Here is an 11,962-nt window from a genome sequence, read left to right as displayed (position 1 = left end):
GAGACTCGCTATGACTCAGATCGCCCGCATCAGCGACAAAGGCAATGAACGCCGTCTGCAAGCCGAACGCCTGGTGGGCGCACAGGCTTTGCAGGAAGCCCAGGCCCTGCGGTTCAACGTGTTCAGCGGCGAGTTCAACGCCAAGCTGAAAGGCGCGGAACTGGGCCTGGACATGGATGACTATGATGTTCACTGCAGCCACATCGGCGTGCGGGATTTGAACAGCGGTCGACTCGTCGCCACCACCCGTCTGCTCGACCACCAGGCCGCCAGTACCCTGGGCCGGTTCTACAGTGAAGAAGAATTCAGACTGCATGGCCTGCTGCACCTGCAGGGCCCGATCCTCGAAATCGGCCGCACCTGCGTCGACCCGGCCTACCGCAACGGCGGTACTATCGCGGTATTGTGGGGTGAGTTGGCCGAGGTGCTCAATCAGGGTGGCTACAGCTACCTGATGGGCTGCGCGAGCATCCCGATGCACGATGGCGGTATCCAGGCCCACGCGATCATGCAGCGCCTGCGCGAGCGTTACCTGTGCAACGAACACTTGCGCGCCGAACCGAAAAAACCGTTGCCGGCCCTGGACCTGCCGTCCAATGTCATCGCCGAGATGCCACCGCTGCTCAAGGCCTATATGCGCCTGGGCGCAAAGATCTGCGGCGAGCCGTGCTGGGATGAAGACTTCCAGGTCGCCGACGTGTTCATCCTGCTCAAGCGCGATGAGTTGTGCCCGCGTTATGCACGCCACTTCAAGGCGGCCATGTGATGAGCCGCCTGCGTGTGTACGGGCGCATCGCCCGGGTGCTGCTGGTGGTGGCGCTGGGTTTGAGCATGGCCAGTGCGTTTGGCCTGTTCGAGCGCCTGGGTGTCGCCAACTCGATGGTGCGGCGCCAGCGTTGGTCGCGGTTCTTTATGGCGCGCCTGAGCAACGCCCTGCCCTTTCGCGTGACGGTGCACGGTGAGGTGCCGCAACAGCCGATGCTGTGGGTGAGCAATCACGTGTCCTGGACGGATATCCCGCTGCTGGGCATGGTCACGCCAATGTCGTTCCTGTCCAAGGCCGAAGTGCGCACCTGGCCGGTGGCCGGCTGGTTGGCGGCCAAGGCTGGCAGCCTGTTTATCCGTCGCGGCGCGGGCGACAGCCAGTTGATCCGCAAGCAAATGACCCGCCATCTGGAGCAACAGCACCCGCTGCTGATGTTCCCCGAAGGCACCACCACTGATGGACGCAGCCTGCGTACGTTCCACGGGCGTTTACTGGCCAGCGCGATTGAGGCGGATGTGTCGCTGCAACCGGTAGCGATCCGTTATTTGCGCGACGGCCAGGTCGACCCGCTGGCACCGTTTATTGGCGATGATGATTTGCTCTCGCACCTGATGCGCCTGTTTTCCAATGACCAGGGCGATGTGGAGATTCATGTGCTCAAGCCGATTGCCTGCGCTGGGCAAGAGCGTGCGGCATTGGCGTTCCAGGCGCAGCAGGCGGTGCAGAAGGCGTTGTTTGGGCCGGTGCCGGAGGTTGAGCCAGTAAATACTCGGCCTGCGTTTGCGGCCTAAAGCGGGCACGGTTAAATGTGGGAGCAAGCCCCTCCCACATTCAATTCTGTGTGGCCTGCTGGGTTTGTGCGAATGCCTGTAACTCTGGGTAGAACTCACTGAAGTCTCTGCTCAGTGGTTCATACAACACCCGCAACTCCTGCATCGCAAACCCCAACGCGTCTGGGTCGGTCAGCCGCCGCGAAATCCCCCTCAACACCTGCTCCATCACCGCAAACTCGCGATACGAGCCCAGCCAATCATCCGCCGCCATATACGGCGCAATCTGCGCCAGCCGCCCCGGCAACGCGGGTTCGGCCGCCAGCACGCCATACACCTGCGCGGTAAAACGCTCCAGGGGCTGGTCGGCATACAGCGCCCAATCCCGCGCCAGGCAATGGTCGAAAAACACATCGAGGACGATCCCGGCATAGCGCCTGCGGGTCAGGCTGAAACGCGACAACGCCTCACCCACCAGCGCATGGCTATCGGTAAAACGGTCAATGGAGCGATGCAGCTGGATCGCCGCTTCGATTTGCGGGCTGAACTGGCCCTGCAGGCGACCTTTGACAAAGTCGCCATAGAGGCTGCCCAGCAGTTGCGCAGGAAGTTGGCCGCCCAGATGCAGATGTGCGAGATAATTCATGGCGCGCAGTCTACCACTGCCTTCAACGTATCGTTATAACCCGATATACCGATTCAGCCTGACCTCAGATCAAATTCATATTGGTATATCGGGATAGACCGATTTAAAGTTCGCCTCATCGCGATATAACGCTTTACGACACCGAGCAAACTGCCATGTCCATTGACCTCGACGAAATAATAAAAGCCCTGGCGCACCCAGTACGACGAGACATCCTCACCTGGCTGAAAGACCCGAAGGTGCAATTTCCCGAGCAACTGCACAACCACGAATACGGTATCTGCGCCGGGCAGATCGACCAGCGCTGCGGCTTGTCCCAGTCGACTGTGTCGGCCCACCTGGCCACCTTGCAACGGGCCGGGTTGATCAGCAGCCAGAAGGCCGGGCAATGGCACTTTTTCAAACGCAACGAGGCAGTGATCCAAGCCTTTCTCGTGGCGCTCACCACTGAACTCAGCGCTGATATGAGCGCACCGCTGTAATAAAGGAAACGTAGATGCCCCTCTCGCTACTCATACTGGCCCTCAGCGCCTTTGCCATCGGCACCACCGAGTTCGTCATCATGGGGCTGCTGCCCGATGTGGCGGCGGACCTGGGCGTGTCGATCCCCGGCGCCGGCTGGCTGGTTACTGGCTACGCCCTGGGCGTGGCCATCGGCGCCCCCTTCATGGCACTGGCCACCGCCAAGCTGCCACGCAAGGCGGCGCTGGTCGCGTTGATGGGCATCTTCATCGTCGGCAATCTGCTCTGCGCCCTGGCCAGTGACTACAACGTGCTGATGTTTGCCCGCGTCGTCACCGCGCTGTGCCACGGCGCGTTCTTCGGGATTGGCTCAGTGGTCGCGGCCAACCTGGTGCCAGCCAATAAGCGCGCTTCGGCCGTGGCCTTGATGTTCACCGGCCTGACCCTGGCCAACGTGCTCGGCGTACCGCTGGGCACCGCCCTGGGCCAGCAAGCTGGCTGGCGCTCGACCTTCTGGGCGGTGACCGTGATTGGCGTGATCGCCTTGATCGGCCTGATCCGCTTCCTGCCGGCCAAACGTGACGAAGAAAAACTCGACATGCGCGCCGAACTGGCAGCCCTCAAAGGTGCCGGCATCTGGTTGTCGCTGAGCATGACAGCGTTGTTTGCCGCTTCGATGTTCACCCTCTTTACCTACGTCGCACCGCTGCTTGGCGATGTCACCGGCGTGTCGCCCAAGGGCGTGACCTGGACCCTGCTGCTGATCGGCCTGGGCCTCACGGTGGGCAACATCATCGGCGGCAAGCTGGCGGACAAACGCCTGGCGGCCACCCTGATCGGCGTGTTCATCAGCATGGCGGTGGTCTCAACTGTCCTGTCCTGGACCAGCGTCGCGCTGATCCCCACCGAAATCACCCTGTTCCTGTGGGCCACCGCTTCGTTTGCCGCCGTACCGGCGCTGCAAATCAATGTGGTGACCTTCGGCAAGGCGGCACCGAACCTGGTGTCCACCTTGAACATCGGCGCGTTCAATATCGGCAATGCCCTTGGCGCCTGGGTCGGCGGCAGCGTGATTGCCCACGGTTTCGGCCTGACCAGCGTGCCGCTGGCCGCCGCAGCACTGGCGATCCTGGCCCTGCTGGCGACCCTGCTCACTTTCCGTCAGAGCGGCGATGCCGACCTGGCCCCTGCGACCAACTGATCAATCCACTTAAAGAGAAGGGTGTTATCCCATGACGACTATTTTCGATCCGATCACACTGGGCGAGCTGGAACTGTCGAACCGCATCATCATGGCGCCGCTGACCCGCTGCCGTGCCGATGCCGGGCGCGTGCCCAATGCGCTGATGGCCGAGTACTACGTGCAACGTGCCTCCGCCGGGCTGATCCTCAGCGAAGCCACCTCCGTGACGCCCATGGGCGTGGGCTACCCGGACACGCCGGGCATCTGGTCCAACGACCAGGTACGTGGTTGGGCCAACATCACCAAGGCCGTGCATGGCGCGGGCGGCAAGATCTTCCTGCAACTGTGGCATGTGGGTCGCATTTCCCACGAGTCCTACCTGGACGGCGAAACTCCAGTGGCCCCCAGCGCGATCCAGGCCAAAGGTCACGTCAGCCTGGTTCGTCCATTGGCCGACTACCCGACCCCACGCGCCCTGGAAACCGCTGAAATCGCCGACATCGTCGACGCTTACCGCGTAGGTGCCGAGAACGCCAAGGCTGCAGGGTTTGACGGCGTGGAAATCCACGGCGCCAACGGCTACCTGCTCGACCAGTTCCTGCAAAGCAGCACCAACCAGCGCACCGACCAATACGGCGGCTCCCTGGAAAACCGTGCGCGCCTGCTGCTGGAAGTGACCGACGCCGCCATCGAAATCTGGGGCGCCGGCCGCGTGGGCGTGCACCTGGCACCGCGCGCCGATGCGCACGACATGGGCGACGCCAACCTGGCCGAAACCTTCACCTACGTCGCCAGCGAACTGGGCAAGCGTGGCATCGCCTTCATCTGCTCCCGTGAAAAAGAAGGCGCGGACAGCCTCGGCCCACAACTGAAAAAAGCCTTCGGCGGTGTGTACATCGCCAACGAACGCTTCACCAAGGACAGCGCCAACGCCTGGCTGGCGGCGGGCAAGGCGGATGCGGTGGCCTTTGGTATTCCTTTTATCGCCAACCCGGACCTGCCGGCACGATTGAAGGCCGATGCGCCGTTGAACGAGCCGCACCCGGAAACCTTCTATGGCAAAGGCCCGGTGGGTTACATCGACTATCCGACGCTGCCGATCTAACTGACTGAAACAAAAAACAAAGTGGGAGGGGGCTTGCTCCCGATAGCGGTGTGTCAGTCAATGATGGGTTGACTGAGGCACCGCTATCGGGAGCAAGCCCCCTTCCACATTTTGACTGTATGTAGGCGCTTGGAAACATTGCTTCACAGAACCGCAACAAAATCGCTACAAAATACTTAGCCGGCTACCTATCAACCGCAGGCCAGCCCGTATATAAAGTCACCCCTCCAATCAGGCAAAGGGACGATTGACTGTCTCTGGTCTTTACTATTGACACAACTGGACGCAATTACGCATTTTGTCTCAATTGCGCAGGCTGGGGCTCAGGCGCAGCATGTCCAGCCCTATGTCGGCCCAGCGCTCGGCATCTTGATGCAGTTGGAAACTGTCAGGCACCAACAGCCACTGACCGATCAGACCGTGGATAAACGCATGGATGCATATGGCTCCACGGGTGGTATCGAGCGCTTCCGGAAGCTGCCCGCGATGGACTGCGTTACGCAACGTCAAGCCGATTCGCAGGTTGCATTCGAGAGTGTGGGTCTGGCGTTGGCGGCGCATGTCACACATTTCATCGGTGAACTCGCACTTATGAAACAGGATTTCGTTGATGCGCCGGGTTTTCGGGTCCAGGGCCACTTCATGGTAGAGATGAATCAGCAACTTGCGCATACAGCCCAGCGGGTCGACTTCGTCCTCGCTTTCACTGGCGCGGGCCAATTCGTCCAAGGGCTCGTGCAGCGTGTCGAGCAATGCCTGGAGCAAATCGGACTTATTGCTGAAATGCCAGTAGATAGCACCGCGCGTCACCCCGGCCAGCGCGGCGATGTCCGCCAGGGTGGTGCGCGCCACGCCACGCTCATAGAAGGCTTGCTCGGCGGCTTGGAGAATCTGGCTGCGCGTTTCCTGAGCTTCCTCTTTGGTGCGACGAACCATGGCAGTAAAACCTCAATCGGGACACTGTGGATGGTGCTTGACCATCATCTGAATAATTGTGGGACGACGCCGTCATGGGCGCCGAACGTACTAGAATCGAGGCTTGGGGCGCAGCTTTGTCAACATTGCGCACGGCCTGTCAAGAGTTTACAAACAACCATGAACGTAAGTATATTGCGTAGCAAGCTACTTATCCACTCGCAGCCTGTTTTTTACCCTTCCACACTTCTTGTGCGCACTCTGCGCGCCTGACCCGAGGATCTTCATGCAACTTAAGCCAGCTGTTACCGCTCTGGTCACTGCCGTCGCCCTGGCATCGCTGCTCAGCGGATGTAAAAAGGAAGAAGCGGCACCGCCCGCTCAAACCCCTCAGGTCGGCGTGGTCACCATTCAACCGCAAGCCTTTACCCTGACCACCGAGTTGCCAGGCCGCACCACGGCCTATCGCATCGCGGAAGTCCGGCCTCAGGTCAACGGCATCATTCTCAAGCGCTTGTTCAAGGAAGGCGCGGATGTGAAGGAAGGCCAGCAGTTGTACCAGATCGACCCGTCGGTCTATGAAGCGACACTCAAGAGCGCCCAGGCCAAGCTGACCCAGACCAAGTCGATCACCGACCGCTACAAGCAACTGGTCGATGAACAGGCCGTCAGCCGTCAGGAATACGACACCGCCGTCGCCGACCGCATGACCGCCGAAGCCGACCTGCAGAGCGCCCAGATCAACGTGCGCTACACCAAGGTGTTCGCACCGATCTCCGGGCGTATCGGCCGTTCTTCGGTCACCGAAGGCGCACTGGTCAGCAATGGCCAGGCCGATGCCATGGCCGTGATCCAGCAACTGGACCCGATCTACGTCGACGTTACCCAATCCTCGGCTGAAATGTTGAAACTGCGTCGCGACCTTGCCAGTGGCCAACTGGAGAAAGCCGGCGACAACGCGGCCAAGGTCAAGCTGACTCTGGAAGACGGCACGCCTTATGCCCAAGACGGCAAGCTCGAATTCTCCGAAGTGTCGGTCGACCAGACCACCGGCTCCGTGACCCTGCGTGCCGTGTTCCCCAACCCTGACCATGTGCTGCTACCGGGCATGTTCGTGCACGCCCAGTTGCAAGCGGGTGTGAACAGCAAGGCCATTCTCGCTCCGCAACAAGGCGTGACCCGTGACCTCAGGGGCATTCCGACGGCGCTGATCGTGAACAAGGACAACAAGGTCGAGCAACGCGAGCTGGTTGCCAACCGCACTGCCGGTGCCTACTGGCTGGTGGAAAAAGGCCTGGACGCCGGTGACCGCGTGATCACCGAGGGCCTGCAATTCATCAAGCCGGGTATCGAAGTCAAGGTCAAGGACGCCGACAACGCCAAACCCGCCGGTACTGCTGCAGCGCCTGCTGCCGCTGCTGGTCAAGGGGAGTAATCCATGTCGAAATTTTTTATCGACCGTCCCATTTTTGCCTGGGTAATTGCCCTGGTGATCATGCTGGTCGGGGCACTGTCGATCCTGAAGTTGCCTATCAACCAATACCCGGCCATTGCGCCGACGGCCATTGATATCCAGGTGACCTACCCAGGCGCGTCCGCACAAACCGTGCAGGACACCGTGGTGCAGGTTATCGAGCAACAGCTCAACGGTATCGACAACCTGCGTTATGTCGCCTCGGACAGTAACTCCGACGGCAGCATGACCATCACCGCGACGTTCAACCAAGGTACCAACCCGGATATCGCCCAGGTCCAGGTGCAGAACAAGCTGAACCTGGCCACCCCGCTGCTGCCGCAAGAAGTGCAGCAACAGGGTATCCGTGTGACCAAGTCGGTGAAGAACTTCCTGATGGTGATCGGTCTGGTGTCGGAAGACGGCAGCATGACCAAGGACGACTTGTCCAACTACATCGTGTCCAACATCCAGGACCCGATTTCCCGTACCTCGGGCGTGGGTGACTTCCAGGTCTTCGGTTCGCAGTACGCCATGCGTATCTGGCTCGACCCGGCCAAGCTGAACAACTACCAGCTCACCCCGGTGGATGTCAGCAACGCCATCAAGGCGCAGAACGTGCAGGTGGCCACCGGCCAACTGGGCGGCCTGCCTGCCCTGCCCGGTACCCAGCTGAACGCTACCATCATCGGCAAGACGCGCCTGCAAAGCGCTGAAGAGTTCGCCAAGATCCTGATGAAGGTCAATACCGACGGCTCCCAGGTTCGCCTGGGTGACGTGGCGCGTATCGAACTGGGCGGCCAGAACTACAGCATCAGTGCGCAGTTCAACGGCAAGCCGGCCTCGGGTATGGCCATCAAGCTGGCGGCAGGTGCCAACGCATTGGACACCGGCAAGGCCATCCGCGAAACAGTCAAGTCCCTGGAGCCGTTCTTCCCGCCAGGGATGAAAGCGGTGGTGCCGTATGACACCACCCCGGTGGTGACCGAATCGATCTCCGGTGTGGTTCACACCCTGGTCGAAGCGATCGTGCTGGTGTTTCTGGTGATGTTCCTGTTCCTGCAGAACTTCCGCGCCACCATCATCACCACCATGACCGTACCGGTGGTATTGCTGGGCACCTTCGGAATCCTGGCCGCGTGCGGCTTCACCATCAACACCCTGACCATGTTCGGCATGATCCTGGCCATCGGCTTGCTGGTGGACGATGCCATCGTGGTGGTGGAAAACGTCGAACGGGTAATGGCCGAGGAACACCTGTCGCCCAAAGAAGCGACGATCAAGTCCATGGGCCAGATCCAGGGCGCCCTGGTGGGTATTGCGTTGGTACTGTCGGCGGTACTGCTGCCGATGGCGTTCTTCGGTGGTTCCACCGGGGTGATCTATCGTCAGTTCTCCATCACCATTGTTTCGGCGATGGCATTGTCGGTCATGGTTGCCCTGATCTTCACCCCGGCCTTGTGCGCCACCATGCTCAAGCCGATCGATCCGGAAAAGCACGGCCAACCCAAGCGCGGCTTCTTCGGCTGGTTCAACCGCACCTTCGACAGCGGCGTACTCAAGTACGAGCGCGGCGTGGGCGGCATGATCAAGCACAAGATCCCGGCATTCCTGGTGTATGTGCTGATCCTGGCCGGCATGATCTGGATGTTCACCCGTATCCCGAGCGCGTTCCTGCCTGAGGAAGACCAGGGCGTGATCTTTGCCCAGGTGCAGACACCGGTCGGCTCTTCGGCTGAACGTACGCAAAAAGTCATCGATGACATGCGGGCCTTCCTGCTGCATGACAAGGAAGGCGAGCCAGGCGAAGGCAAGTCCGTGAACTCGGTGTTTACCGTAAACGGCTTCAACTTCGCCGGCCGTGGCCAGAGTTCGGGCCTCGCGTTTGTGATGCTCAAGCCGTGGGATGAGCGTGACTCGACCCAATCGGTATTCGAAGTCGCCAAGCGGGCCCAGGGTTACTTCTTCGGAGCCTTCAAGGACGCAATGGTATTCGCCATCGTGCCACCTTCGGTTCTTGAATTGGGTAACGCCACCGGTTTCGACGTGTTCCTGCAAGACCAGGGTGGCGTCGGCCACGACAAGCTCATGGCTGCACGTAACCAGTTCCTCGGTGCGGCGGCGCAGAGCAAGGTACTGGCAGGCGTACGTCCCAACGGTGTGAACGATGAGCCGCAATATGAGCTGACCGTCGACGACGAGAAGGCCAGTGCCCAGGGCATCAGCCTCGCCGATATCCAGCAGACCCTGGCCATTGCCCTGGGTGGCAGCTACATCAACGACTTCATCGACCGTGGTCGTGTGAAGAAGGTGTATGTGCAAGGTGACGCTGCCAGTCGTATGGCGCCGGAAGACCTGGACAAATGGTATGTGCGCAGCGAGTCCGGGAAAATGGTGCCTCTGTCGGCCATCTCGTCGGGCAAGTGGATCTATGGTTCACCGAAGCTCTCGCGATACAACGGTGTAGCGGCGATGGAAATCCTCGGTACCCCGGCGCCGGGCTACAGTACCGGTGACGCGATGGCGGAAGTCGAACGCATTGCCAAGGAACTGCCGGCCGGCATCGGCTACTCCTGGACCGGCCTGTCGTATGAAGAACGCCTGTCCGGCTCCCAGGCACCTGCGCTGTACGCACTGTCGCTGCTGGTTGTATTCCTGTGCCTGGCGGCACTGTACGAAAGCTGGTCGATCCCGATTGCGGTGATCTTGGTTGTGCCACTGGGTGTAATCGGTGCGCTGATCGCTACCAGTATGCGTGGCTTGTCCAACGACGTGTTCTTCCAGGTGGGCTTGTTGGTGACGGTGGGCCTGGCGGCGAAAAACGCCATCCTGATCGTGGAATTCGCCAAGGAGCTGCATGAGCAAGGCAAAGGCATCGTCGAGGCGGCGATCGAAGCTTCGCGGATGCGTCTGCGCCCGATCATCATGACGTCCATGGCGTTCGTGCTCGGCGTACTGCCGCTGGCGATTTCCAGTGGCGCCGGCTCAGGTAGCCAACACGCAATCGGTACCGGCGTAATCGGCGGTATGATCACCGCCACCGTGCTGGCGATCTTCTGGGTGCCACTGTTCTATGCAACCGTGTCCTCGGCTGGCGAACGCAAAAAGAAAGACACTACTGAAACTCCTAAAGAGGCTGGCCAATGAGCAAGTCGCTACTTTCCCTAGCCGTCACGGCATTCGTGCTCAGTGGCTGCTCGCTGATACCTGACTATCAGCGCCCCGATGCGCCGGTGGCCGCGCAGTTCCCGCAGGGGCCGGCGTATTCGTCGGCCCAGGCGCCGGGCCAGGCCGCTGCCGAGCAAGGCTGGAAGCAGTTTTTCCATGACCCTGCCCTGCAGCAGCTGATCCAGACCGCGTTGGTGAACAACCGTGACCTGCGTGTCGCGGCCTTGAACATCGACGCTTATGCAGCGCAGTACCAGATCCAGCGTGCCGACCTGTTCCCGGCCGTGTCGGCCACCGGCAGCGGCAGCCGCCAGCGCACCCCGGCCAAGCTGTCGCAGACCGGCGAAGCAGGCATCACCAGCCAATACTCGGCCGGCCTCGGAATCAGCTCCTATGAGCTGGACCTGTTCGGTCGCGTACGCAGCCTGAGTGAAGAAGCGCTGCAAAAGTACTTCGCCACTGAAGAGGCGCGGCGCAGCACCCAGATCAGCCTGGTGGCCAGCGTGGCGAATGCCTACCTGACCTGGCAGGCCGACAAGGAACTGCTCAAGCTGACCCAGGACACCCTCGGTGCTTTCGAGCAGAGCTTCAAGCTCACCTCGCGCAGCAACGAAGTCGGCGTGGCCTCGGCGCTGGACCTCAGCCAGGCACGCACCTCGGTGGAAAATGCCCGGGTCCAGTTGGCCCGGTATACCCGCCAGGTGGCCCAGGACGAGAACAACCTGACCCTGCTGCTGGGTACCGGCCTGCCGGCGAATATCGTCAGCAAGCCGCTGTCGGATAACCTGCTCAGCGAAGTACCTGCCGGGTTGCCATCGGACCTGCTGCAACGTCGTCCCGACATTGTGCAGGCCGAGTACAACCTCAAGGCGGCCAACGCCAATATCGGCGCTGCCCGTGCAGCGTTCTTCCCGAGCATCAGCCTGACCGCCAGCGCCGGCACCGCCAGCCCTACCCTGGGCGGCCTGTTCAAAGGCGGCTCGGGCACCTGGGCGTTCGCCCCGCAGATCAACATCCCGATCTTCAACGCCGGTAGCCTGCGCGCAAGCCTGGACTACTCGAAGATCCAGAAAGAGATCAACGTGGCCAACTACGAGAAGGCGATCCAGACCGGCTTCCAGGAAGTCTCCGACGGCCTCGCCGCACGGGCGACCTACAAGCAGCAACTGGACGCCCAACGTGGCTTCGTCGAGGCTAACCAGGACTACTACCGCCTGGCCGAGCGTCGCTATCGCATTGGTGTCGACAGCAACCTGACCTTCCTCGACGCCCAGCGTCAGCTGTTCAGTGCCCAGCAATCGCTGATCACCGACCGCCTGGCTCAGCTCAACAGCGAGGTCAACCTGTACAAGGCCCTCGGCGGTGGCTGGAACGAGCAGACCGCGCAGAATGAGCCGTTGAAAGAAGAAGCACCGCCCTTGAAGTTGTTCTGATAGTGCGGGTGTAAGAAAACCGCTTCCCTCACCGGAAGCGGTTTTTTTATGCCTGGATGAT

At 60.9% G+C, this 11,962-nt stretch carries 10 protein-coding genes; 8 read left to right on the top strand and 2 right to left on the bottom strand.

The window, feature by feature from the left end:
* The first annotated feature begins 10 nt into the window (after positions 1–10).
* Together olsB and KVH01_RS03125 are read left to right on the top strand one after the other, a co-directional pair.
* Positions 11–766: an L-ornithine N(alpha)-acyltransferase gene (gene olsB, locus KVH01_RS03130; RefSeq protein WP_217880415.1), complete on the top strand. Its 756-nt coding sequence runs from the start codon at positions 11–13 to the stop codon at positions 764–766.
* The gene (locus KVH01_RS03125; RefSeq protein ID WP_217880414.1) at positions 766–1,557 is read left to right on the top strand and encodes a lysophospholipid acyltransferase family protein; all 792 of its coding nucleotides are present in this window, start codon (positions 766–768) and stop codon (positions 1,555–1,557) included. The genes olsB and KVH01_RS03125 overlap by 1 nt, the downstream gene beginning before the upstream one ends.
* A gap of 40 nt (positions 1,558–1,597) precedes the next feature.
* On the opposite strand, the gene KVH01_RS03120 is transcribed toward KVH01_RS03125, so the two are convergent.
* Positions 1,598–2,182 (bottom strand): acyl carrier protein phosphodiesterase, encoded by a 585-nt coding sequence (locus KVH01_RS03120; RefSeq protein ID WP_217880413.1) that lies wholly within the window; start codon positions 2,180–2,182, stop codon positions 1,598–1,600.
* Positions 2,183–2,337: 155 nt separating this feature from the next.
* On the opposite strand from KVH01_RS03120, the gene KVH01_RS03115 reads away from it, so the two are divergent.
* The 3 genes from KVH01_RS03115 to KVH01_RS03105 are packed head-to-tail and all read left to right on the top strand — an operon-like array spanning position 2,338 to position 4,932.
* Entirely contained in the window at positions 2,338–2,664 is a 327-nt protein-coding gene (locus KVH01_RS03115) for an ArsR/SmtB family transcription factor (RefSeq protein ID WP_046071364.1), read from the top strand.
* A 14-nt stretch (positions 2,665–2,678) separates the two neighbouring features.
* Entirely contained in the window at positions 2,679–3,845 is a 1,167-nt protein-coding gene (locus tag KVH01_RS03110; RefSeq protein ID WP_217880412.1) for an MFS transporter, read from the top strand.
* 31 nt (positions 3,846–3,876) lie between these two features.
* Complete coding sequence (locus tag KVH01_RS03105; protein WP_217880411.1) at positions 3,877–4,932, top strand: alkene reductase; 1,056 nt, start codon at positions 3,877–3,879, stop codon at positions 4,930–4,932.
* A 303-nt stretch (positions 4,933–5,235) separates the two neighbouring features.
* Here the strand turns inward: KVH01_RS03105 and KVH01_RS03100 are convergent, their stop codons facing one another.
* Positions 5,236–5,868, bottom strand: a complete 633-nt coding sequence (locus tag KVH01_RS03100; protein ID WP_217880410.1) for a TetR family transcriptional regulator — start codon at positions 5,866–5,868, stop codon at positions 5,236–5,238.
* Positions 5,869–6,133: 265 nt separating this feature from the next.
* Here KVH01_RS03100 and KVH01_RS03095 point away from each other — a divergent pair, with 265 nt between their 5' ends.
* Genes KVH01_RS03095 through adeC form a run of 3 tightly spaced genes read left to right on the top strand, consistent with a single transcriptional unit; the run spans position 6,134 to position 11,901 of the window.
* Positions 6,134–7,282: an efflux RND transporter periplasmic adaptor subunit gene (locus KVH01_RS03095; RefSeq protein ID WP_043050009.1), complete on the top strand. Its 1,149-nt coding sequence runs from the start codon at positions 6,134–6,136 to the stop codon at positions 7,280–7,282.
* A gap of 3 nt (positions 7,283–7,285) precedes the next feature.
* The gene (locus KVH01_RS03090) at positions 7,286–10,447 is read left to right on the top strand and encodes an efflux RND transporter permease subunit (protein WP_043050008.1); all 3,162 of its coding nucleotides are present in this window, start codon (positions 7,286–7,288) and stop codon (positions 10,445–10,447) included.
* Positions 10,444–11,901, top strand: coding sequence for an AdeC/AdeK/OprM family multidrug efflux complex outer membrane factor (gene adeC / locus KVH01_RS03085; RefSeq protein WP_043050007.1), 1,458 nt, complete (start codon positions 10,444–10,446; stop codon positions 11,899–11,901). Before KVH01_RS03090 ends, adeC begins: the two co-directional genes overlap by 4 nt.
* Positions 11,902–11,962 lie beyond the last annotated feature (61 nt).

The sequence above is a fragment of the Pseudomonas khavaziana genome, from assembly GCF_019145205.1.
GTDB lineage: Bacteria > Pseudomonadota > Gammaproteobacteria > Pseudomonadales > Pseudomonadaceae > Aquipseudomonas > Aquipseudomonas khavaziana.
This window is presented reverse-complemented; position numbering and strand designations above follow the sequence as displayed.